Here is a 21,584-nt window from a genome sequence, read left to right as displayed (position 1 = left end):
TACCAGAGCTCGCCAGTTGCCGTTCAGCCGGGTTCGTCGCCGAACTCGAGCATCACCTGGACGGCCCGCTCATCCAACTCGACCGTGTATTGGTTCACGTAGAGCCGGATGTGCTGCTGGACCACGTCCGGAGACATCTCCTGCGCGTGAGCAGCGACGTAGTCCCGGCTCGCGTCTGGATGCGCGAAGGCATACTCGACGCTTGCCCGAAGCGCCGCGTCGATGGCCGCGCCAAACTCCGGCGCCAGATCCCGGCGAATGGCGATGGCGGCCAGCGGCAGCGGGCACTGCATGCGCTGTTCCCACACGGCGCCCAGGTCGGTCAGCAACGTGAGGCCCTTGGCCTCGTAGGTGAACCGGCCCTCGTGGATCAGCACGCCGCAATCCACGTCGCCGCGGAGCACCGCGCCCTCGATCTGGTCGAACCGCATCGGCACGGTCTCAAACCGGCCCAGCAGCCGCAACAGCAACGCCGCCGTGGTGCGCTCGCCCGGAATGGCCACGCGGCCGCCCACCTCACGGGCCGTTCGCGCCACCACGATGGGACCCACGCCGAACCCCGCGGCGCCGCCGGCTCGCAGCAACGAATACCGATCCCTAATCCGGGGGTACGCCGCGATCGAAATCTTCGTCACCTCGGCCTCGCCCCGTTCCGCCCGCGCATTCAGCGCCTCGACGTCGTCGATGTGCGGCGCGACCGCCGGACCCGGCACCAGGCCATGGACGATGGCGTGGAAGGCGAAGGTGTCGTTGGGGCAGGACGAGAACGCGAAGTTCAGCGCTGGGCGATCCACGTGAGCAAGGCCTCCTGTGCGGCGATGGCGGCTTCCTTGATCCGCCACGCGCTGGTGTCGCGATTGGTGACGATGTTGCTGATGCCGCGTAGCTCGCCGACGGGGATGCCGTGGAGGCGCGCGACGTGCGCGACGGCCGCGCCTTCCATGTTCTCGACCGCGCCGCCGGTTCGCGCTGCCAATGCCCGCGCGGCCGCGTCGGTGCCGGTGCACGACGACATCGTGACAAAGCGGACGCGCGTGGGGGCGGGGAACAGCTGCATCGGCAGCACGTTGTAGAGCGGCTCGGGACCCTCCACGATCGGAAAGCCGAGCGCCTGCATGTCGAGGAAGCCACCCGGGCTGGTGGCGCCGAGATCACCGTAGCACTCGCTGTCGGCGCAGGCGACGTCGCCGATCCGCAGCGGGGCGCCGGGGTAGGCGCCGCCGATGCCGCATACCACGATCGCCTTCGGCCGCGAGCGCGTAATCGCCAGCGTGACGGCATGCGCGGCGTTCACCGGCCCCACGCCCATCCGCACGATCTCCACCGACGAATCGGCGCCCAGGCGCTCGCGCAGCCGCGCGCCTTCGAGTTCCGTTGCCATGCAGATGAGGAGGTCGGCGGCCACGCCTTTTCAGCCTAGCACTTTCGGTCGCCGCGCATGAGGCGTAGCATTGAAGGTGGAGGTTCGCTGTGCGCTGGTGCTGTCGTCTCGCGCCTGCTGTCGTGATCGCGCTCACACTGGCGGGTTGCCGCGACTCTCCCAACCCGGTGGCGCCGTCGCCGCCTCCTGTTCCCCAACCTGTCCTCATCGAACAGACCGGGCCGGTCGAGATTGTGTTCCTCGGCGCGACCCCATCACCAGGGTCTACGCTCACCGGCTGCGGCACTCGCATCAGCGGATGCGTCAATCGGGTGGCCATGCGATTAGCCCTGCGCGCGCAGGACTCCGGGCCGGTGCTCGGGGCCCGCGCGTTTCTTCACGCCACCAACCTCCAGGCCTGCCTGCTGACCTTCACGGGGCCGTTCGAACTGGCACGGGGCGAGACGCGTGAACTGTCGATCGTGTTCGACGAGTCCGACAACTGCCCGGTCCCGCTCACCATCGCAACCATGGCGGTCGTCGTCGAGGGGCCGGCGCCCCTGGGCGCTTCGCGGCGGGCGTGGACCCTTTCGTATACCTTCGCGCCGTGAGGCCGGTCAGGACTTCCTGTCCGGTCGATCCCTGGTGATGGCGGCGATGGTGCTGGCGAGGTCGAACGGCTCAGCCGGCTTTGGGAGATGCGCCTGGAATCCGGCCTCGAGGATTCGCGTCCGATCTTCGGCGCGAGCGTAGCCGGTGAGGGCGACCGCGGGGAGAAACCCCTGGTGGTCGGCTTCGCGCCGCCGAATCTGCCGGATCAGCTCGTAGCCGTCCTGCCCCGGCAGGGCAATTTCGCTCACCAGGGCATCCGGCCAATCGGTCTCGACTGATTCGAGCGCTTCTCGAACCGACGCCGCCGTCTTCACGCTGGCGCCCGCCTGCGTCAGCACCAACGACGTGAGCGCGCGGCCGTCGGCGCTGTCATCGACGACCAGTATCCGCAGTCCATTGAGCCGAGGCTGGTGCGCGGACGAGGGGGGCGAAGGCGCGGCCCGCCGGCCTCGCAGAGCGGTGAGCGGATCGACGGGGGCAATCGGCAGGCTGACCGTGAATGTCGCGCCGCGGCCCACGCCCTCACTGGCCGCATGCACCGTTCCGCCATGCAACTCGACGAGCTGCCGGACGATGGACAGCCCAAGGCCGAGTCCGGTGTGACGTCCGGTCGGTGCACCCTCGCCCTGGCGGAAACGGGCGAAGACATGGGGCAGGAAGTCCGGACTGATGCCTTGCCCGGTATCGACGACCCTGATCTCCATGACGCTGTCGCGGCGCTCGATGCAGACCTCCACGCCCCCGCCCGCAGGCGTGAACTTGACCGCGTTGGCGAGCAGGTTCCAGATCACCTGTTCGAGCCTGCCGGCGTCTCCGCTGATGGTTTCGACGGCGGCAGGGTCCGGGGCAAACGCCAGCCGCACCTTCTTGGTCTCCGCCATTGGCTCCACGGTGTCGAGTGCCGCCCGCACCACGGCGACCAGATCAACCGGCTGTGCCGCCATGTGCAGCGTTCCCGTGGCGATGCGCGACATGTCCAACAAGTCGTCGATGATGTGGGCCAGGGCCCAGGCGTTGCGTTCGATGGTCGAGATCCCCTGTTCTGCCACGGCCGGCGGCACCTGCTTCGACGCCAGGATTCGCGCCCATCCGACAATGGCATTCAGGGGCGTGCGGAGCTCGTGTGACACCGTCGCCAGGAACTCATCCTTGAGATGGTTGGCTTCTTCGGCGACCTCGGTCATGGTTTCGGCGCGGAGCGTCCCGACGATCAGGCGCTCGTTGGCTTCGCGCATCTGGGTCATGAGGAGGTCGAGTTCCGCTCTCACCTCCGCGGCCTCTTCCCTGGCGAGGATCGCTTCCTCGCGAAGGGTGGACGCGTCCTCGCGCGCCGTCACCGCGCCTTCGCGCTTCTCTACCGACGCGTTCTCATCACCCATGACTCACCGCCCGGTCGGCCGTGGCCGCGGCTTCCTGCCCGCGAGGATGGCCGGGACGATCGCGGACAACTCCGGACTGCCCGTGAGCAAGCCCCCGTAGGTGCCGAGCGTCTCGCCCATCTCGATCCCGGTCTCGGTGATCTCGAAGGCCCGCAGGTCCTTGCTGTGCGAGCTGCCGCGCACTTTCACGACGGCCATGATGCGCTGGAGTTGACCCTTCACCTCGATATAGCGCTGCATGATGATGGCGTCGGTGAGAAAGGCCGTGCCGTGCGGGCTGAAGCGCAGGTCGGTATAGCTGTCCTCCACCTCCGCCGTCATCATCATCGTGATGCCCATGCCGGTGAGGACCGTGACCATGCGATAGAGGGACTCCCGGAAATCCTCGCGGAAGGTGGGCGCCAGCGCCAGCTCGAACCCGGAGAGCGAATCGATCACCACCCGGCGCGCCTTGAGCCGATGAATGGCGTCGATGATTTCACTGAGCATCTCGTCGATCGACAGGTCCAGCGGGCGGGTCTGGAGGATGCCGACCTTGCCGTCGCGGACGAACTGGTCGAACCGCCGTCCCAGGGGACTGTCCTGCGAGTACTCATTGGGCCGCTTCTCGAACACGGCGATGATGCCCGGCTCATCATGACGCGCGCCGTCGGCGATGAACTCGCTGGCGAGCACGCTCTTGCCGGAGCCCGATGGCCCGGCCAGCAAGATGGAGTAACCGGCCGGAATGCCGCCGCCGAGCATCTCGTCCAGCCCCTTGACGCCGCTCGAGAGCCGCTTGCGCGGCTTGCGCGCCGCGACCGCGGCCGGCTCCTGCAACTTCTCCTCGGGTCCGACGATCATGCGCGGGAACACCTGGAGTCCGTCGCCGGTGATGCGGAAGGTGTGCAGCCCGGGGATGGGCGCCTGTCCGCGCATCTTCATCACCTGCATCTTGCGAACGATCGAATTCCGATCGAGGCTTTGCATCAGCCACAGCAGTCCGTCGGCGACGGTGAACACCGGATTGTGCTCGGCCTCCGATGGCTGATATTCGCCGACCAGGAACGTGGTCGCTTCCCAGGTGGTGAGCCGGATGGCCAGTTGCTGCACGAAGTGCTGGAGATCGATCTTGCTGTCGTTGGTCCGCTCGACCGCCTGGGCCACGGTGCGAAACGAATCGACAATCACCACGCCCGGGCTGGTGGCCTCGACCTCCTGGACGATGCGCGCCAGCAGCGTTTCCAGCGAGCCGGTGACGACGTCCTCGCTCAGATTGACGTAGCGCACGGACTCACCGACGCGAGCGGCGTCGAAGAAGCTGTATTGCTGTTGATAGCGCAGCATCTTGATCGGGGGTTCGCCGACCACGGTGAAGTACAGCGCGGGACGCTCGGGCGTGGCGAGCGCGAACATGATCTGCTGCGCCAGCGTCGTCTTTCCCGCGCCCGGCGCGCCGGCAATGACGTTGAAAGAGAACTCCGGCAATCCGCCGCCCAGGATCTGGTCGAGACCCGGAACGCGCGTAGGGAGTTGGCGAATGGCAACCCGGTCCGTCATGTCTTGCGTCCTCTTGTGTTCGCGTCGGAAAAAGCATCGGGCCACGCCTTGCGCAACAAGCCCGTGGTCAGGGGTTCGCCGATGAACGTGACGAGCATCCCGATGAAGGTGGCGAACACCGCCGCGGCGGCGGCGGTGGCGATGACAGGGTCCTGCCGCTTCAGGAAGGTGACGAAGTGATCGAACGGCCCTTCGCCGGGGGCGGGCACCTGCGTGCGGGCCATCCACGGGTATTCGCGCTGCGCCAGGTGCAACGCGCGATCGGTGATTGCCGCGACGCCGATGTGGCCAATCAGCGGCGCCGTCACCCGAGCCAGGTCGTCATAGGCGCGGTGTGCCGCGGCCGCGAGGGCGTCCGCCCCCGGAGCGTCGCCCTCGGTTGGCAGTAGCACCCTCAGGGCGAGCCGTTGCAGCTCGGCCGTTCCGAGGATCGTCATGCGAGTCAGTACTATGCCCTATCGCCCAGCGACTTACGAGTTCTAAGGTTTGGGCGGGCTCGCCGGTTGAACGCCAAACGCCAACAGCACGTTGCCCGCCATCTGCCCGAAGGAGCCGTAGCCCGAATTGGTGAACACCATTCCCGAGACGACGGTCGCGCCGGGGCCGTTGATCGAGCCGCCGCGCGCCTTGACGCCGTTGACGGTGTCGAACTCGCGCGCGGTCGCGAACTCCCACAGCACCTTGCCGTTGGTCGCGTCATAGGCGCGCATCATCCCGTCGGTCGCGCCGGAAAACACCACGCCCGGGATCGCGGTGGCCGCCGCGGACTGCGCGGGGATGCACTTCATGGTGTTGTCGGTGCAGGTGGCAATCGGCGGGGCCCACCACTCGCGCTCGCCCGTCGCCAGGCGAATCGCGGCCAGGCCGCCGGCCGCCTTCAATCCCAGGAGCCCGTCGGCGTTCGGGTAATACACGAAGCGATCATCCGCGGCGCCGCCCCACTCGATGCCGCCGAGTGCCGTGCCCTGGCCGACGCGATGCTGCCAGACCACGGTGCCGTCATCCGGATTGATGCCCCACGCCAGCCCGGACTTCTGTCCGACGGCGAGAATGCGCCGGCCCCCGGGGAGCGAGCGAAGGATGGGTGAGGTGCCGACGGCGAAGTCCGGTCCCGTTACCTGGGGACAGGTTTCAGACTTGGCGTTCGGCCCGCAACCGATCACATAGGCGTCGTTCGGCGTCAGCTGCCGCGTCCACAGCCGCTTGCCGGTGTCGAGGTCGAGCGCCATCACCGCGTCGGTCGAGTTGATCGCGGGGTAGGTATAACCGTTGCTGGTTGACAGGTAGATGCGCCGGCGCTCCGGGTCGATCGTTGGCGCCGACCACACCGCGGCGCCGGCCGGCCCCCACAACTGCGTGCCGGTGGAGGTCTTCCGCATCGGGACGGCGGCTTCCGAGATCGTGAACGACTGCCACCGTTGCTCGCCGGAGGCGGCGTCGTAGGCGACCACGCTGCCGCGGAACGAGCAGCAGGGATAGTCGGGATTGCCGCCGAGGGCTTCTTCAATCGACGACACCGGCACGTAGAGACGCCCCTCGTGGAACACGGGCGCGCCGGTAATGCGCGCGACCGGGTGCGCGTCGGCGTGCTTGGTCCAGATCAGCGCGGCGTTCTCGGCGTCGATCGCGTAGACGTTGGCCCTGACGTCGCCGAAGAACACCGCGAACCGTGCCGCGCCGGCCTTGACCGGCGCCACCGTGATGGCGGTCCGCACGCCGGACTTGGCCTGATACGACCAGTAGACGCACCCGGTGGCGGCATCGAGCGAGTAGACGAACCCGTTGTCGGAGCCGACGTAGACGCGCCCGCCGACCACCGTGGGCTGGCCGAAGGCCTGCCGTCCCTCGGGGAAACCAAACGCCCACTTCAACGCCAGGTTCGGCACCGTCGCCGCGGTCAAACCCGCGGCCGCCGCCGGCTGGAAGCGCGAGTTGGATTTGTCAACGCCCCACCCGTTCCACCCCGGACCGGCCAGGGGATCGCCCAGCGGCTTCGCCGCGCACTGATTCTTCATCGTCGAGGCGGGTCCCGCCGCCACGGTGCCGAACGCCCGCCCGGTGACGTACTCGGCAATGGCGCGCTTCTGCGCGTCGGTCAGTCCCGAGGCCATTGGCGCCATGCCGCCGGTCGTGATCACGTCGAGAATCGCCTCGGGCGCCCGGCCCTGCATCTGCTCGCGCGTGGGCGCCCGGCTGCCGGCCTCCGGTTTCAGGTGGCAGCTCGCACACTGCTTTTCGAACGGCAGCAGGCCGGTGACGCCGAAGCCTTGCGCCGCGGCGGTTGAGCTTCCGGCGGCGAGGAAACCGAGAAGGAGCAGGGTCAGGCGTCGCGGCATATGGGGTCTCCAGTTCAGCTGGTGCGACGCATCCTACACCGGCTTGACACCGGTCCGCTGTCCTGCTATTTTTCTCGCGGAGTGTTACAAAAATAACATGGCTGCCCCCCGCCCCGCCGTTCTCACCAAGCGCGAACGCCAGATCATGGACCTGCTCTACCGGCTCGGCCGCGCCACCGCGGCCGAGATTCGCGAGAGCCTGGCCGGCGACCCCAGCGATTCGACCGTCCGCACCCAGTTGCGCGTGCTCGAAGAGAAGGGCCACGTCCGCCACGACGAGCAGGGCCTGCGCTTCGTCTATATGCCCACCGTGTCGCGCCACGCGGCGCGCCGATCGGCGCTCAATCACCTGGTTGACACGTTCTTCGAAGGCTCGCACGCCAAGGTGGTGACCACCCTGCTCGGGAGCGACGCGGCGCGGCTCTCTGACGACGACCTGGACCGGATTGCCGGCCTGATTGCCTCGGCACGAAAGGCACCGCGATGAACGCCCTTGAGATCGGCCTGCGGGCCTCGGTGATCGTGCTGGTGGCATTGGCCGCGTCGGCGGCGTTGCGGCGCCGCTCCGCCGCGCTCCGTCATTGGGTGCTGGCGGCAGGCATCCTGTCGGCAGCCGCCGTGGCGCCGCTCGGTCTCGCCCTGCCGGCGTGGGATCTGCCGGCGTCGGCGCTCGCCGGCGAATCGTCAGCGCTCGCCGGGCGCGAGATCGGGCAGGTGCCCGTCAACGGGACGAGGCCATCAAGCGTGACGCGTCAGCCGGCGTCTGCCACTCTCATCTCGTACGAACGCATTGCCAACTCGATGTGGGCGGCGGGCTTCGTCGTCAGCATCCTCATGATGATGATCAGCCTGGTGCGCCTCCATGGCGTGACCAGGCGCGCCGTTCCGGTCGTGGACGAGCGGTGGCTGACGGCGGCCAGGGATCTGTCGTCGAGCTTCGACCTGCGCGAGGGCGTCGTCCTGCTGCAGACCGGGCTGCCCGCCATGCTCGGCACCTGGGGCTGGTGGCGGCCGCTGGTGTTGTTGCCGGCCGAGTGCGAATCGTGGAGCGATGCCCGCATTCGCATCGTGCTGGGACACGAACTTGCGCACGTCCGCCGCGCTGATTGGGCCATCCAGATGGCCGCCGAAGTGGTTCGCGCGGCGTTCTGGTACAACCCGCTGCTCTGGATTGCCTGCGCCAGGCTGCGCCGCGAGGGCGAGCAGGCCTGCGACGACGCCGTGCTCGAAGCCGGCGTCCCGGCGGCCGAGTACGCGTCACACCTGTTGGAGATCGCCAGGGTCTGCCGGTCGCGGACACCCGTGGCGACCCTGGTCCCGATGGCTCGCTTGTCCACACTCGAACGGAGGATTACCGCAATGTTGAACACGACCCTCGCCCGGACGCGCCCCGCCCGCCGAACCCTGATGGTGGCCGCCGCCGTCATTCTCGGCATCACCCTGACCACCGCGAGCTTCCGCGCAAAGGAACAGGCGGGCCCCATGCCACTGACCGGCACCGCCTACGACGTGACCGGCGCGGTGCTGCCGGGGGTCGCCTTGACGCTGGATGATGCCGATGCCAATCGGCTGACGGCCACGACCGACGCCAACGGCCGCTTCGAGTTCGGCGTCGTGGCGCCGGGCCGCTACCAGATCGGCTCGCGGCTGCCCGGCTTCATGTCGTTGGCGCAGGACGTGCGGCTCGAAAGCGCGCGGCACTGGGATGTCACCCTGACCATTCCGGTCGGCACCCTCCAGGAAACGATCACGGTCACGGAGCAACGCCCGTCCACGGCGGCGCGCGCCGAGCGGGCGCCGGTCCGCATTGGCGGCAACATCAAACCGCCGCGCAAGCTGGTGGATGTCCGGCCCGTCTATCCGCAGGCGATGCGCGACGCCGGCCTTGAAGGCGTTGTCTCGCTGACTGCGATGATTGACGTGGAGGGACGCGTCACGTCGGCGCGCGTGATCGGCTCGCCGGCGCATCCCGACCTGGGCAGGGCCGCCGTTGATGCCGTCCGACAGTGGCAGTTCAGCCCGACGCTGCTCAATGGCGAGGCGGTCGAGGTGCTGATGAACGTGCAGGTGGCGTTCAGCCTGCAAGACTAAGGCGGCTGGTGCGGAGGAGGGCGCTTTCGAAGCGCTCCTTCTGCAGCGGCTTGCCCAGGGCGGCGGGTCGGGGCGGCCGATCGGGCCGGAGGTAAGATACCGGTCATGCGCATGACCCGCCTGCTCGTCCTGGCCCTGTTGAGTGCCTCGCCCGCGTTGGCGCAGGGCACCACCGATCCGTTCCCCACGCCGATCAACACCATCGACGGCGTGATCGCCGTCAACTTCGTCGAGTTCGCCACCATTCCGGATGCGGCCGGCGGGGAAGCGCCGCGCATGAACACCTTGGTCGACGAGCCGGGCACGCGGCGGTTGTTCGTCCACACCATGCGCGGCCAGATCTACGGCGTGAGCTACGACGGCAAGGCGGTGGCCGAGTACCTCGACATCAACGCCGAGGCGTGGGGCGTCAGCGTGAACTTCCAGGGTTCCGAGCGCGGCTTCCAGAGCATCGCCTTTCACCCGCAGTTCGCACAGCGCGGCACGCCCGGCTACGGCAAGTTCTACACGCACACCGACACCAGCAACATGACGCCGAAGGCCGACTTCCTGCCGAGCGGCACCGGTCACACGCACGATACGGTGCTGCTGGAATGGACGGCGAAGAACCCGGTCGCCGCGACTTACGACGGCGGCGCCCCGCGCGAGCTGTTTCGCGCCGCGCATCCGTTCGGGAATCACAACGGCGGCCAGATCGCATTCAACTCGCAGGCGCGGCCCGGCAGCCCCGACTTCGGGCTGCTCTACGTCGGCTTCGCCGATGGCGGCAGCGGCGGCGACCCCTACAAGCACGGACAGAATCTGGCTTCGGCGTTCGCCAAGATCCTGCGCATTGACCCGCTCGGCAAGAACAGCGCGAACGGCAACTACGGCATTCCGCCGTCGAATCCGTTTGCCGCCGACGGCAAGGACGACACGCTTGGCGAGATCTACGCTTACGGCGTGCGCAACCCGCAGCGCTTCTCCTGGGATGCGAAGACCGGCAACATGTACGTGGCCGACATCGGCCAGAACATCGTCGAGGAGATCAGCCAGGTGACCGCCGGCGCCAACCTGGGCTGGAACAAGTGGGAGGCGAGCTTCACCTACCTGGGACGCGACGGTGTGGGCACCGACAAGCCGCGTGGCGAGGCCGGGCTCGTGTATCCGATCGCCGAGTACGATCACCGCGATCCGCTGTTGCAGCGCGCGGCGGTGACCGGCGTCTACGTATATCGCCAGAACGCGGTGAAGGCCCTCGCCAACAAGCTGATCTTCGGCGACAACCCGAGCGGCGAGATCTTCTACGTGGACGCGGACCAGCAGCCCAAGGGCGGACAGGATGCGATCCGGCGGATCCTCTTCAACGACAAGGGCACGTCAAAGACGCTGCTGCAGTTGATTCGCGAGAAGAACGCCGCCGCCGGCAAGGCCGCGGCGCCGCGCGCCGACCTGCGGCTCGGGATGGGCCCGCAGGGGCAGCTGTTCGTGCTCAACAAGCGCGACGGGGTCATCCGGATGATCGTGCCCTGAGAGTTCAGGAGATCGCAGAAGGTTCTGTTGTTCTCTCCTGACCTCTTGTTTTCAGTTGGTACCAGCCGGGCGCGAGCATGGTGGCGTAGCCTTCCGCCACCAGCGCGCGGTTTCCCAGCCCGGCGTCTGTTCTCGACAGCCCCGTGACGCGGGCCAGCTCCCCGGGAATGGTCATGCCCGCCCCGGCCAGGAAGCCGCGCGCGATCTCACGCAGGGCAGTGTCGCGCTTGACGCGCGCCCGCAACCCGTCGGGGAAGCGGCCGACGGCCAGCGTCCAGATGTAGGTGAACTTCGGTTCGTAGAGCACCTCGCTCGGCACCACGATCATCGCCGCCTGGAGCTCGTCGATCGCCTTCGTGCACGCCTGGCGATCTTTCACGCCCGACTCCTCGCGCAGGTCCGACGTCGCCATCTCCCATTCCCGGCGCAGCACCTTGAGGACCGCCTGCGCGTCCTTGCTCAGCCGCCGCGGCTCTTCGGCGCGGCGCAGGCCCCAGATCGCGTTGAAGTAGGGAATCATGCGCGGCGCCAGGAACATGGCCTTGCCGCGCGCGAGCTTGGCGTAATAGACCTTGCCGCGCTGGATGACCTCGTCCTTCAACACCCACGTCAGCGACGCCTCGGGGTCCTTCTGGACGTTGCGCGGCATCACCGCATCGCGCCGCCCGCACACCGCGACGTAGAGCGACGGACCCGGCCGGCGGGAATCGGTGAGGCACGCGGCGAAGCCGGCCTGCTCGACGAAGCGTTCCGCATCGGCGGCGGTCTCGACCTGGCGGGCGCCTTCGCGGCGCCAGCGCTCGTCGCGGAAGTCTTCGATCTCTGACGGAATCTCCGGCTTGGGTCTCATCTGTGCGGGTGAAGAAATAATAGCGGGTAAGATGTCGATGTGCGCGCGCGTGAATTCCGCGGACTGGTCCTTGCCATCCTCTTCCTGATCACCCCGCGTACTGACGCCGTCCAGCCGCTCGCCGTCCTTCACATCAAGGTGGTCGTCGTGGATGGCGATCGGCAGGCGACACCGGTGCCGCGCCATGTGCTGCTGATCAGCGACAACCCGTCGAGCGCTCCGCCCCGGCGGATCCTCACTTCACTCGATGGCACCGTCGACGTTCGGCTGGCACCTGGGAACTACACGGTGGAGTCGGACCGGCCGGTGGCGTTCGCGGGCAAGGCCTACCAGTGGACCCGGATCGTCGACATCGAGGCGGGCCGCGACGCGGTGCTCGAGTTGACGGGCGACAACGCGGAGGTCGTGCCCATCACCGATGCGGCGGCCTCGGTCGCGTCGCCGTTGGAGGCGGACCCGTCCTCGCTGTTGGCCCGGTGGCAGGACAGCATCGTCCAGATTTGGACCGCAACCACTCACGGGTCTGGCTTCCTGATCGATTCGAACGGGCTGATTGCGGCCGACCAGCAGGTGATCGGCGCGGCCACGTCGGTGGAAGTGCAGTTGTCGCCGAGCGTCAAGGTCGCAGGTACCGTCATCGTGTCCGATGCGATGCGGGGGGTCGCGCTGATCCGAATCGACCCGTCGATCGCCGCGGCGGCGAAGGCGCTGCCGCTCGAGTGCGGCAAGGCGGCAGAGCCGTTGTCCATGGGCCAGGAGATTGCCGCGCTCGAAGCGCCGCTGGGACGGCCGCGGGGCACCAGCTCCGGTGCGGTCGACGGCATCCTGGCGAACGCCATCGACACCGACCTCGTGCCGAGCGCAGGCGGCACCGGTGGGCCGGCGTTTGCGCCAAACGGCCGGCTGATCGGCGTCACCACGCTGATTACCGGGCGCGATGGGCAGCGGGATGCCCGCGGCCGCATTGTCCGCGTCGGCCGCCTGTGCGAGCTCGTCGCGTCGGCGGCGCAGACGATCAAGGACACGCCGCTGCCGCCGGCCACGCATCTTCCCGTCGAGTCTGTCCGGCCGTTCCCGTCTGGTTCGACCGGAGCCGGCGCGCCAAGTGGCACGGGCAGCCCGAGTCTCTATCGGATGTCCACGTCCGACTTCGACATCGTGTTCATTACACCCGTGCAGCTCATGGCCGCGCGGGCGCGGGCTGATCGGACGCCCGCCCGCGACTGGAACGCCGGCGCGCGCATGCCCGACGCCGATGAGATCGCCGAGCGGCTGCTCACCGACTTCGGCAACTGGTCCGAGTACGTGTCGGCGACGCCGCCGGTTCTGCTGATCCGCGTCACACCGAAGCTGGTGGAGGGGTTCTGGACCAAGGTCGCTCGCGGGGCGGCGATGACCCAGGGCATGGCGATTCCGCCGATCAAGCGCCTCAAGCCGGATTTTGCCAGGCTGCGCGCGTTGTGCGGCGATGCCGAGATCGTGCCCGTGCACCCTTTCAAACTCGAGCACCGTGTATCCGACAACGACACTCTCGTCGAAGGCCTCTACGCGTTCGACCCCGGCGCGCTGTCGCCGGCCTGCGCGACCGTCAAGCTCCAGCTGTATTCGGAAAAGGATCCGCGGACTGCAGGCACGCTGGTCGTCGACGCGAAAGTGGTCCAGCAGATCTGGCAGGACTTCGCGTCTCACCGGGCCGTGAAATAGCCGGGAGCAGTTTTAAGTTCAGGGGGAACGTTACTTGCCCGCCTTCGCCTGCATTAGTGAGCGAAGGATGGTGGACCAGACCGGGATCGAACCGGTGACCTCATGAATGCCATTCATGCGCGCTCCCAACTGCGCTACTGGCCCCTCGGGGAAGGGCTTATTGTAACTCGCCGGGACTGGCCGGATCAACCACGGGCTGCGACCATCCGGTGCTGCTCGTGGCCGCCCGGCGCGCTGCCACTCGCGCCGCCTGCTCGCGCGACATTCGCTTCCGCCGCTCCAGTATGAGGCTGTCGAACCACGAGATGGGCCAGCGCGGGTGCGCGGTCAGCTTGGCGGCCATCTCTTTCGTCGCCGGCGCGCCATCGAGCAGCAGCACCTCGGGTTGCTCGTAGGTTCCGAGCACGAGATCGGCCAGCGGCAGGCCGAAGAAGCCGGCAATGTTCATGTTGCACTTGTAGTTGGCATGATGAGCCTGGTGAAAGCCGTAGAGCTTTCGCCACATCGTGCCCAGCACCGGACTCTCGATCTTGCCCTTCCACCACGGATCGTACGGCGTGTGGTGCGCGAGGTGGATGGTCTCGTACAGGAAGTGAGCCACCGCAATCGCGGTGTAGCCGCCGATGAGAACCGGGAACGTCGGAAACGAGAACGCGATGACCGCCAGAAAGGGCGTCAGCACCGCCATGAACGCAAGCAGCGCCCACGGCGGAAACGTGCCGCCCTCGTCGGAGTCGGCGTCGACGATGGGATACAGGCTGCGGACGGTGTTGTCGGCGGTAAAGCCGATCGAGGTGAGCTTGTGATGGTTCAGGTGGCTGAAGCAGAGGCGCCCCAGGAACTGGACGCTCGGTACGTGCAGCAGGTAGCGGTGGAACAGGAATTCGCCGAAGCAGAACACCACGTTGCACCCCAGGATCGTGAGGACCACGACCCCGGTTCCACCGGACCATTGCTGGTCCCACGTCGGCCTGAAGAAGTAGCGGAGCAAGGCGAACACCACCACCAGGTGGGTCGCGATGAAAAGGGTGAATAACGCCAGAGAGTAGCGATTGGTGGTGCGGCTCTCGAATGACAGAAAATTCAGTGTCGGTAGGCTCATAAGTCTGGCGATCCGCGGTGCGAACGCCACACGCAATGCGCCGGGCGTGGGGTCATCATATGCCGAGCCGGGGCCTTTCGCTGGTAAGATCGCTAGTGGCCCTGCCGTGACCGACGCCGACCGATCCCTCCTCCGCGAACTCAGAAAAGCCCTGTTACACCTGCATAAAACGCTGATCGACTGGCAGCGGTCCGAGTACGTCATGGACCACGGGCCGATGCCTATTACAGAACTATTACAGGTGATTCTCAACGACGAGGCCTTTGCCTGGCTCCGATCGATGTCGGGGCTCATCGTCGGCATCGACGAAGCACTGGAGGCGAAGCCGCCCGAAACCCCGGCTGCCGCGCCCCTCATCGCGCAGGCCCGGGAACTGGCGTCACCGCTCCCTGGCAGCGCCTATGCGGCGCGCTATCACGCCGCGCTCCAGGAATTGCCGGAGGCGGTGCTGGCCCACGGCGAGCTGGTCACGGTCCTCAAGCTCCACAGGCCGTCCGCCAGCGCATAGCTGACGCACCTGTTAGAGCCTCAGCCCGCTCCAAGAGATCCTAGGGAAGGACGCGGACCTGCGTGCGCGGCCCGGTGACGTCCACGGCCTGGTCGATCGTGCGGCCCTCGAAGGTCACGCTGAGCTTGTAGGCGCCCGCCGGCACGTTGGCGATGACGAAGTTCCCGGCGTCGTCCGCCACCGTGGCCATCGGGCTGTTGGTGGCAATGACGGTGGCCTGCATGCCGGGATGCACGCTGCACATCACGTCGTACTGACCCACCCGATCGAACGTGTGGACGTGCTTCTGCTGCGGATCCGTCTCGACGTTAAACACGCTGGCGCCCGTGCCGCGGCGATTCACCGAGACGTTGTGGCCCATGTCTTCGGTATTGCGGAACTCGACGGGCTGCCCCACGCGAACGTACAGGACCCCCGGCACGAACTGCTTGGCGTATTGATCCATGACGGCCGGACCCGACGGCATCGGGATGTCGCCGGCCGCGGGCTGCAGCGAGACGATGGCACCGGCCGGAGCGGTGCCGGTGACTTCAGCAATGCCGGTCGCGGCGGCTGGCGGCGGTGCGGGTGCGGGCTGTGATGCGGGCGAACTGCAGGCGGCGGCGGCGCCGCACAGGACCAGGATGACGATCGACTGTTTCATGTCTGCTTTTCAAAACGGACCGCGTACACGGGCGGCAGGTTCGACGCCAGCGTATCCCACGAATCACCACTATCTTCGCTGATCCACAGCGAGCCGGTGGTGGAGCCGAACGCCAGCGTCTGCCCGGATTCATCGACGTCGAGCGCGTGCCGGTAGGCCAGGTCGTAGGCATGGGCCTGCGGCAAGCCGCGGGTCAGCGTTTCGAACGTCTTGCCGCCGTCTTGCGTGCGGTTGACGACGACACGCCCGTCAACGGGATAGCGCTTCTCGTCGCTGACTCCCGGCACGAACCACGCGACATCGGGGTTGGCCGGATGCACCGCCACCGCGAAGCCGAACGCCGACGGCTTGACGCCCGTGATCTCGGTCCACGAGGCGGCGTCGTCGGTGGAGCGGAAGATGCCGTTGTGATGCTGCACCCACAGCACATCCGGGTTCGATCGGCACTGCACGACGAGGTGCGGATCCTGCACGTTCTCTTCGAACTGCTTCTCGGCCGGCATGAACTCGGCGCGCATGCCCTTGGCGGTAATCTCCCAGTGGCCGCCGCCATCGCGGGTGGTCCAGACGCCGCCGCACGACACGCCGACCTTCACGTGCCGGGCGTCGCGCGGGTCCACGCAAATCGAGTGGATGCCGGGCTGATCGGCGCCGCCGCCGAACCACTGCTCGCGCCGCGGATCGTCCCAGAGCGGGCGGTTCAGCTCCCACGAGTCGCCGCCGTCTTCGGATCGGAACAGGCCGCCGGGCAGCGTGCCGCACCAGAGCACGCCGGGTTCGTTGGGCCCGCCCGGTTCGAGCGCCCACACCAGCTTCAGCGCCCAGTCCACCGGCGTGCCTTCCACCGGCAGCTTCGGGACGTAGCCGGCGGGCTTCTCGGGGTACTTCGGCGCGGGGATTTCGGTCCACGTCGAGCCGCCGTCGTGCGAGCGGTGCAGCTTGACACCGAAGTGGCCGTGATTGAGCGCCGCGATCAGGTGGCCACTGCGTGGGTCGGGCAGGGCGAGGGTGCAGTTGTCGCCGACGAAACTCGCCCGGGCCACCCGCCACCCGGCGGCCCCACGCTCCAGCGTGAACAGGCCCTTCCGCGTGCTGACGAAACATCGATTGCTCATGGGACGCTAGCCTCCCGACAGCGATTGCACGATGTCCACCACGGCCGTGGCCGGCACCGCATCGCTGAGCGATTCGCGATCGTCGATCTGCCGGCCGTCGATGAACGCGGCCATGTGCTTGCGCAGCCGGCCGCGGTCGTCCAGCACGTAGCCGCGCGCCTGCTCGTTGGCGGTGAAATAGGCGTCGAACACCTCGCGCAGCGTCGTGCCCTCGACCTCGAGTGTCGGGCACGAAACGTGGCGCTGGATATTGCGCGTGAACCTCACCGATGGCATCGGCTGATATTACAATGGCTCGCTTCGCTCGTCGGGCTCGGCCGCTTCGCGGCCTCGTGGGGGTCGCTTCGCTCCTGGGGCTTAGTTCGTTCGTGGAACCCTACGAGCGTAAGCGAGCCCCACGAAGGCGAAGCCGAGCCCTACAAGGGGCGAAGCCCCGAGCCCCACAAGCGAAGCGAGCCCATGATTGTCCATTTAGTCGACGGCACGTTCGAACTGTTCCGCCATTTCTACGCCGTGCCACCCGCGCGCGATCGCGGCGGCATGGAAGTGGGCGCCGTGCGCGGCGTGCTGGCGTCGATTCGCGGCATGGTCAACGGCGGCGCGACCCACGTCGGCGTGGCCACCGACAAGGTGGTCGAATCGTTTCGCAACGAGTTGTGGCCCGGCTACAAGACGGGTGAAGGCATCGAGCCGGAGCTGCTCGCGCAGTTCCCGCTGCTCGAGGAAGCCCTGTCGGCCTACGGCGTGGTGGTGTGGCCGATGGTGGAGTTCGAGGCCGACGACGCGCTGGGCGCGGCGGCGGTGAAGGCGGCGCGCGATCCGCGCGTGACGCAGGTGCGCATCTGCACCCCCGACAAGGATCTCTCCCAATGCGTGCAGGGCACGCGCATTGTCCAGGAGGATCGGCTGCGGCGGACCACCCGCGACGAGGCCGGCGTGATCGCCAAGTTCGGCGTGCCGCCCGCGTCCATTCCCGACTACCTCGCGCTGGTCGGCGACACCTCCGACGGTTATCCCGGTCTGACGGGATGGGGGGCGAAGTCGGCGTCGGCGGTGCTGGCGCGATTCGGTCACATCGAGGCGATCCCGGACGACCATCGCGCCTGGGACGGCGTCAACGTCGCCCGCGCCGGCTCGCTGGCGGCCACGCTCAAGCGCGATCGCGAGCAGGCGTTGTTGTTCAGGCAGATCGCGACGATACGGACCGACGTCCCGCTGTTCGAGTCGGTGGACGAGTTGGAATACCACGGGCCGACGCCGGCGTTCGCGGCGATCAAGGAACGGCTGGATTCGGCGAAGTCGGTGTAGGCATGCGTCGCCTGTCCCGAGCGATGCAGCCGGGTTTCTCGGCCGGCCTCCAGGAATGGAAAGTAAAGTGAGGCGTGTCGCTTTACCTCGGATTTGACGCGAGCACGCAGAGCCTCAGCGCCATCGTGATTGAGGTCGAGGGCGAGGTCCGCCGGGTGGTGTTCCAGCAGTCCCTGAGTTTCGACCGCGACCTGCCGGAGTACGGCACCACCGCCGGCGTCGTCCGCGGGAGCGGGGCCGGCGAAGTGCTGGCCTCGCCGGTGATGTGGGCCGATGCGCTCGATCGCATGATGTCGATGCTCGCGCGCGACGCCAATGTTGAGATCGGCTCGATCCGCGCCATATCCGGCGCCGCGCAACAGCATGGAAGCGTCTATCTCAACCGCCGCGCCCGCGACGCCTGGCGCACGCTGACCCGCGACACACCGCTGGCGCCGCAACTGGCGGGCACTTTCTCGCGGGACCTCTCGCCGGTCTGGATGGACGAGAGCACCGGCAAGGAGTGTGCGGCGATTGAAGCGGCCCTGGGCGGCGCCGAGGCGACGGCGCGGCTCACCGGGTCGCGAGCCCACGCGCGGTTCACCGGCCCGCAGATCCGCAAGTTCCAGCACGACCACCCCGGCGCCTACTCAGCCACCACGCGGATTCACCTGGTGAGCTCGTTCCTCGCATCGCTGCTCACCGGTGGTGACGCGCCGCTCGAGCCCGGTGACGCCTCGGGGATGAACTTGATGGACATCCGTTCCTCGACCTGGTCCGCGGCCGCACTCGACGCCACCGCTCCCGGCCTCGTGCTCAAGCTCCCCGATATCCGGCCGTCGTCGACGATCGCCGGATCGCTGTCCACGTATTGGCAGGACCGCTATTCGTTTCCACCCGCGCACGTCGTCGCGTGGACCGGCGACAACCCGAGCAGCCTGGTCGGCACCGGCGTCGTGACGGAGGGACACCTGGCGGTCTCGCTGGGCACCAGCGACACCGCGTTTGCTTTGACCCGCGATCCTGGTACCGGCGCTTCGCACGTGTTTGGATCGCCGATGGGCGGGTTCATGAGCCTGGTCTGCTTTCGGAACGGGTCGCTGACCCGCGACTGGATCCGGCGGATCCATCACCTTGATTGGGACGGCTTCTCGGTCGCGCTCGACCGCACGCCGGCCGGCAACGGCGGCGCGCTCATGCTGCCGTGGCTCGAGGAAGAGATCACCCCGCCCGTCCGGCTTCCCGGCGTGCGGCGGTTCGCTTACGACGGCCGCGATGCCGATCAGGATGTCCGCGCCGTGGTCGAAGGTCAGATGATGGCCATCGCGAATCACTCGGCGGGCATCACCGCCGGCGGCCTCACGCGGATCGTCGCGACCGGAGGCGCCTCCGTGAACGATGCGCTGTTGCAGGTGATGGCGGACGTGTTCGGCGTGCCGGTGGATCGCCTGAACCTGGACAACACCGCGTGCCTGGGCGCCGCCCTGCGCGCCTTTCATGCCGACCGGCTGGCGAGCGGCGAGCCCATCACGTGGAACACCGTCGTGAAGGACTTTACCGAAACGCGCGCGAGCGATCGCGTGATGCCGCGCTTGGAGCACGTGGACCTGTATCGGGACCTGCGGGTCCGCTACGCCGACATCGAGGCGGTCCACCAGGCCCCCCCGCCAATCGGATGACGCCGTTTTCTCCCGCCTCGAAGGCCCGCCTCACCGATCACGATCTCGGCCGTTTTCCCGGGGAGACGCTGTTCGACCGCATTGCCCGGGCGGTGTGCCACGCCGGTTGCCTCCCGCGCAAGGAGCTCTACGAAGCCTGGGAGGTCGCGCGGCGCGCGCGACGCCTGTTCCGCGGCGGCCGCATTGTCGATTTGGGAGCGGGCCACGGCCTGCTCGCTCAGATCCTGATGATCCTGGACGACACGTCGGCGGAGGCCATCGCCGTGGATACGCGATTGCCGCCCTCGTGCGCGAAGCTGCATGCCGCGCTGCTGCAGGAGTGGCCCCGCCTGCAGGGCCGCGTGACTTTCGAGGAAGGGCCGCTCGACGCCGTCAGTCTGCGGGCCGACGACCTGGTGGTGTCGAGTCACGCGTGCGGCGCGCTGACCGACGTGGTCCTGGCGCGCGCGGTCGCGGCTGGGGCCCGCGTGGCGGTGCTGCCGTGCTGTCACGACCTGGTGGTGAATGATTCCGGCGCCTTGTCGGGATGGGTCGATGGTCCGCTGGCCATCGACATCATGCGCGCGGTCGGGCTCGAACGTCACGGGTATCGCGTGTGGACCCAGGCGATTCCCGCCGAGGTCACGCCCAAGAACCGGCTGCTCCTCGCGTCGCCCGGCGCGCCTCTCGCGGCTAGCGGGACACCCCAAACGTGAACACCGTCGTGCTCCGGAATTCCTCTCCCGGTTTCACGATGGCAGACGGGAACGCGGGCTGATTCGGCGAATCCGGGAAGTGCTGCGTTTCGAGGCAGAAGCCGGAGCGGTGCTTGTAGACGTGGCCGTTCTTGCCGGTCAGCGTGCCGTCGAGAAAATTCCCGGCGTAGAACTGGATGCCCGGTTCGGTCGTGGTGATCTCGAGCGTGCGGCCCGACGCCGGCTCAGTGACCACGGCCGCGAGCTGCAGGCCTTCGCCGCGGCGATTGAGCACCCAGTTGTGGTCGTAGCCCTTGCCGGCCTTGAGCTGCGGATGCGGCTGGTCGATGCGCGCGCCGATCAGCGACGCCGTCCGGAAGTCAAAGGGCGTCCCCTCGACGGAAGCGATGTCGCCGGTTGGAATCAGCGTGCCGTTCACGGGCGTGTAGCGGTCGGCATTTAACAGCAGCGAGTGTCCGAGGATGTCGCCCGAGCCGTCGCCGGCCAGGTTGAAGTAGCTGTGCTGCGTCAGGTTGAGCGGGGTGGCCTTGTCGGTCACCGCGCGGTACTCGACGATCAGTTGGTTCCCGTCGGTGAGCTCGTAGCTGACACGAAGCTCCAGGTTGCCGGGATACCCCTCTTCGCCGTCGGGGCTCGTCCTGGAGAACATCACGCCGTTCTTGCCCGGCAGTGGCTCCGCCTTCCACACCTGCTTGTCGAAACCGCGAACGCCGCCGTGCAGGTGGTTGGGCCCGTCGTTGGTGGCCAGCCGGAACGACTGGCCATCGATCGCAAAGCGGCCCCTGGCGATGCGGTTGCCGTAGCGCCCGACAAGGGCGCCGAAATAGGGATGGCCCTTGGCGTAACCGTCGATGCTGTCGAAACCCAGCACGATGTCGGCCATCGCGCCGTTACGGTCAGGCGCCTTGATCGACGTGATGATGCCGCCGTACGTGATCGCCTGCACTTCGACGCCGTGGGCGTTCTTCAGCGTGTAGCGTTCGATCGCTTGCGCGGGCTGGTTGGGAAGCGCGATCGTTCCGAAGAGGTCTTTGGGCACGGTCGGTCCTGACGCCTCGGGCGCAGCGGCGGGCGCGGCCGCCGGCGCCGCTGGTGGCGTGGCGCGGCAGGCCCCCACGGTCAATGCCAGCAGCATGGAACACACCAGGGGTCTCATGGGGGCAGACTACCAC

The 21,584-nt window shown here is 67.8% G+C and carries 21 protein-coding genes and 1 tRNA gene; 9 read left to right on the top strand and 13 right to left on the bottom strand.

The window, feature by feature from the left end; genetic code table 11:
* Positions 1 to 23 precede the first annotated feature (23 nt).
* Together WC815_08925 and mqnB are read right to left on the bottom strand one after the other, a co-directional pair.
* A complete protein-coding gene (locus WC815_08925) occupies positions 24 to 794 on the bottom strand; it encodes an MqnA/MqnD/SBP family protein (protein MFA5908885.1) in 771 nt (256 codons plus the stop codon).
* Positions 776 to 1,405 (bottom strand): futalosine hydrolase, encoded by a 630-nt coding sequence (gene mqnB / locus WC815_08920; GenBank protein MFA5908884.1) that lies wholly within the window; start codon positions 1,403 to 1,405, stop codon positions 776 to 778. The genes WC815_08925 and mqnB overlap by 19 nt, the downstream gene beginning before the upstream one ends.
* Before the next feature lie 98 nt (positions 1,406 to 1,503).
* Between mqnB and WC815_08915 the strand changes: the two genes are divergently transcribed.
* Positions 1,504 to 1,971 carry a hypothetical protein gene (locus WC815_08915; GenBank protein MFA5908883.1) on the top strand — a complete coding sequence of 156 codons (468 nt, stop codon included), beginning with the start codon at positions 1,504 to 1,506 and terminating at the stop codon, positions 1,969 to 1,971.
* A 6-nt stretch (positions 1,972 to 1,977) separates the two neighbouring features.
* Here WC815_08915 and WC815_08910 read toward each other — a convergent pair whose 3' ends face one another.
* The 4 genes from WC815_08910 to WC815_08895 are packed head-to-tail and all read right to left on the bottom strand — an operon-like array spanning position 1,978 to position 7,226.
* Positions 1,978 to 3,351 carry an ATP-binding protein gene (locus WC815_08910; protein ID MFA5908882.1) on the bottom strand — a complete coding sequence of 458 codons (1,374 nt, stop codon included), beginning with the start codon at positions 3,349 to 3,351 and terminating at the stop codon, positions 1,978 to 1,980.
* Positions 3,352 to 3,354: 3 nt separating this feature from the next.
* On the bottom strand, positions 3,355 to 4,890 hold the full coding sequence (locus WC815_08905) for an ATPase domain-containing protein (GenBank protein MFA5908881.1): 1,536 nt from the start codon (positions 4,888 to 4,890) through the stop codon (positions 3,355 to 3,357).
* Positions 4,887 to 5,327, bottom strand: coding sequence for a hypothetical protein (locus WC815_08900; GenBank protein MFA5908880.1), 441 nt, complete (start codon positions 5,325 to 5,327; stop codon positions 4,887 to 4,889). Before WC815_08900 ends, WC815_08905 begins: the two co-directional genes overlap by 4 nt.
* 42 nt (positions 5,328 to 5,369) lie before the next feature.
* On the bottom strand, positions 5,370 to 7,226 hold the full coding sequence (locus WC815_08895; protein ID MFA5908879.1) for a PQQ-binding-like beta-propeller repeat protein: 1,857 nt from the start codon (positions 7,224 to 7,226) through the stop codon (positions 5,370 to 5,372).
* Between the two features lie 97 nt (positions 7,227 to 7,323).
* On the opposite strand from WC815_08895, the gene WC815_08890 reads away from it, so the two are divergent.
* From WC815_08890 to WC815_08880, 3 genes are all read left to right on the top strand, one after another.
* The gene (locus WC815_08890; GenBank protein ID MFA5908878.1) at positions 7,324 to 7,713 is read left to right on the top strand and encodes a BlaI/MecI/CopY family transcriptional regulator; all 390 of its coding nucleotides are present in this window, start codon (positions 7,324 to 7,326) and stop codon (positions 7,711 to 7,713) included.
* On the top strand, positions 7,710 to 9,317 hold the full coding sequence (locus WC815_08885; protein MFA5908877.1) for a M56 family metallopeptidase: 1,608 nt from the start codon (positions 7,710 to 7,712) through the stop codon (positions 9,315 to 9,317). Before WC815_08890 ends, WC815_08885 begins: the two co-directional genes overlap by 4 nt.
* Before the next feature lie 105 nt (positions 9,318 to 9,422).
* Positions 9,423 to 10,829, top strand: coding sequence for a PQQ-dependent sugar dehydrogenase (locus tag WC815_08880; protein MFA5908876.1), 1,407 nt, complete (start codon positions 9,423 to 9,425; stop codon positions 10,827 to 10,829).
* A gap of 4 nt (positions 10,830 to 10,833) precedes the next feature.
* Here the strand turns inward: WC815_08880 and WC815_08875 are convergent, their stop codons facing one another.
* Positions 10,834 to 11,679, bottom strand: coding sequence for a crosslink repair DNA glycosylase YcaQ family protein (locus tag WC815_08875; GenBank protein ID MFA5908875.1), 846 nt, complete (start codon positions 11,677 to 11,679; stop codon positions 10,834 to 10,836).
* A gap of 39 nt (positions 11,680 to 11,718) precedes the next feature.
* Here WC815_08875 and WC815_08870 point away from each other — a divergent pair, with 39 nt between their 5' ends.
* A complete protein-coding gene (locus WC815_08870) occupies positions 11,719 to 13,383 on the top strand; it encodes a S1C family serine protease (protein MFA5908874.1) in 1,665 nt (554 codons plus the stop codon).
* Between the two features lie 68 nt (positions 13,384 to 13,451).
* Here WC815_08870 and WC815_08865 read toward each other — a convergent pair.
* Positions 13,452 to 13,527, bottom strand: a tRNA-Ala gene (locus WC815_08865).
* Between the two features lie 13 nt (positions 13,528 to 13,540).
* The gene (locus tag WC815_08860; GenBank protein MFA5908873.1) at positions 13,541 to 14,485 is read right to left on the bottom strand and encodes a hypothetical protein; all 945 of its coding nucleotides are present in this window, start codon (positions 14,483 to 14,485) and stop codon (positions 13,541 to 13,543) included.
* Positions 14,486 to 14,591: 106 nt separating this feature from the next.
* Between WC815_08860 and WC815_08855 the strand changes: the two genes are divergently transcribed.
* Complete coding sequence (locus WC815_08855; GenBank protein ID MFA5908872.1) at positions 14,592 to 14,993, top strand: hypothetical protein; 402 nt, start codon at positions 14,592 to 14,594, stop codon at positions 14,991 to 14,993.
* Between the two features lie 40 nt (positions 14,994 to 15,033).
* Here WC815_08855 and WC815_08850 read toward each other — a convergent pair whose 3' ends face one another.
* From WC815_08850 to WC815_08840, 3 genes are read right to left on the bottom strand one after another with little or no spacing between them, the layout of a single operon-like run.
* Positions 15,034 to 15,636, bottom strand: coding sequence for a plastocyanin/azurin family copper-binding protein (locus WC815_08850; GenBank protein MFA5908871.1), 603 nt, complete (start codon positions 15,634 to 15,636; stop codon positions 15,034 to 15,036).
* A complete protein-coding gene (locus WC815_08845) occupies positions 15,633 to 16,751 on the bottom strand; it encodes a hypothetical protein (GenBank protein MFA5908870.1) in 1,119 nt (372 codons plus the stop codon). Before WC815_08845 ends, WC815_08850 begins: the two co-directional genes overlap by 4 nt.
* 6 nt (positions 16,752 to 16,757) lie before the next feature.
* A complete protein-coding gene (locus WC815_08840) occupies positions 16,758 to 17,027 on the bottom strand; it encodes a MoaD/ThiS family protein (protein ID MFA5908869.1) in 270 nt (89 codons plus the stop codon).
* 183 nt (positions 17,028 to 17,210) lie between these two features.
* Between WC815_08840 and WC815_08835 the strand changes: the two genes are divergently transcribed.
* The 3 genes from WC815_08835 to WC815_08825 all read left to right on the top strand — a co-directional run bounded on the left by WC815_08835 (position 17,211) and on the right by WC815_08825 (position 20,412).
* The gene (locus tag WC815_08835; protein MFA5908868.1) at positions 17,211 to 18,059 is read left to right on the top strand and encodes a 5'-3' exonuclease H3TH domain-containing protein; all 849 of its coding nucleotides are present in this window, start codon (positions 17,211 to 17,213) and stop codon (positions 18,057 to 18,059) included.
* Positions 18,060 to 18,133: 74 nt separating this feature from the next.
* A complete protein-coding gene (locus WC815_08830; protein ID MFA5908867.1) occupies positions 18,134 to 19,717 on the top strand; it encodes an FGGY family carbohydrate kinase in 1,584 nt (527 codons plus the stop codon).
* Positions 19,714 to 20,412, top strand: a complete 699-nt coding sequence (locus tag WC815_08825) for a methyltransferase (protein MFA5908866.1) — start codon at positions 19,714 to 19,716, stop codon at positions 20,410 to 20,412. Before WC815_08830 ends, WC815_08825 begins: the two co-directional genes overlap by 4 nt.
* On the opposite strand, the gene WC815_08820 is transcribed toward WC815_08825, so the two are convergent.
* On the bottom strand, positions 20,390 to 21,568 hold the full coding sequence (locus tag WC815_08820; GenBank protein MFA5908865.1) for an aldose epimerase family protein: 1,179 nt from the start codon (positions 21,566 to 21,568) through the stop codon (positions 20,390 to 20,392). The two genes, WC815_08825 and WC815_08820, sit on opposite strands and share 23 nt — an antisense overlap.
* Positions 21,569 to 21,584 lie beyond the last annotated feature (16 nt).

This window comes from Vicinamibacterales bacterium (genome assembly GCA_041659285.1).
Lineage (GTDB): Bacteria > Acidobacteriota > Vicinamibacteria > Vicinamibacterales > UBA2999 > 12-FULL-67-14b.
Note: the sequence above shows the minus strand (reverse complement) of the source record. Positions and strands in the feature narration are given on the sequence as shown.

What these genes read in the sequence shown, in the direction of transcription:
- WC815_08825 (MFA5908866.1), top strand. Translation starts at nt 19,714, where the DNA reads ATGACGCCGTTTTCTCCCGCCTCGAAGGCCCGCCTCACCGATCACGAT.
- WC815_08895 (MFA5908879.1), bottom strand. Translation starts at nt 7,226, where the DNA reads ATGCCGCGACGCCTGACCCTGCTCCTTCTCGGTTTCCTCGCCGCCGGA.
- WC815_08820 (MFA5908865.1), bottom strand. Translation starts at nt 21,568, where the DNA reads ATGAGACCCCTGGTGTGTTCCATGCTGCTGGCATTGACCGTGGGGGCC.
- WC815_08890 (MFA5908878.1), top strand. Translation starts at nt 7,324, where the DNA reads ATGGCTGCCCCCCGCCCCGCCGTTCTCACCAAGCGCGAACGCCAGATC.
- WC815_08900 (MFA5908880.1), bottom strand. Translation starts at nt 5,327, where the DNA reads ATGACGATCCTCGGAACGGCCGAGCTGCAACGGCTCGCCCTGAGGGTG.
- WC815_08875 (MFA5908875.1), bottom strand. Translation starts at nt 11,679, where the DNA reads ATGAGACCCAAGCCGGAGATTCCGTCAGAGATCGAAGACTTCCGCGAC.
- WC815_08835 (MFA5908868.1), top strand. Translation starts at nt 17,211, where the DNA reads ATGATTGTCCATTTAGTCGACGGCACGTTCGAACTGTTCCGCCATTTC.
- WC815_08840 (MFA5908869.1), bottom strand. Translation starts at nt 17,027, where the DNA reads ATGCCATCGGTGAGGTTCACGCGCAATATCCAGCGCCACGTTTCGTGC.
- WC815_08860 (MFA5908873.1), bottom strand. Translation starts at nt 14,485, where the DNA reads ATGAGCCTACCGACACTGAATTTTCTGTCATTCGAGAGCCGCACCACC.
- WC815_08880 (MFA5908876.1), top strand. Translation starts at nt 9,423, where the DNA reads ATGCGCATGACCCGCCTGCTCGTCCTGGCCCTGTTGAGTGCCTCGCCC.
- WC815_08905 (MFA5908881.1), bottom strand. Translation starts at nt 4,890, where the DNA reads ATGACGGACCGGGTTGCCATTCGCCAACTCCCTACGCGCGTTCCGGGT.
- WC815_08850 (MFA5908871.1), bottom strand. Translation starts at nt 15,636, where the DNA reads ATGAAACAGTCGATCGTCATCCTGGTCCTGTGCGGCGCCGCCGCCGCC.
- WC815_08845 (MFA5908870.1), bottom strand. Translation starts at nt 16,751, where the DNA reads ATGAGCAATCGATGTTTCGTCAGCACGCGGAAGGGCCTGTTCACGCTG.
- WC815_08885 (MFA5908877.1), top strand. Translation starts at nt 7,710, where the DNA reads ATGAACGCCCTTGAGATCGGCCTGCGGGCCTCGGTGATCGTGCTGGTG.
- WC815_08910 (MFA5908882.1), bottom strand. Translation starts at nt 3,351, where the DNA reads ATGGGTGATGAGAACGCGTCGGTAGAGAAGCGCGAAGGCGCGGTGACG.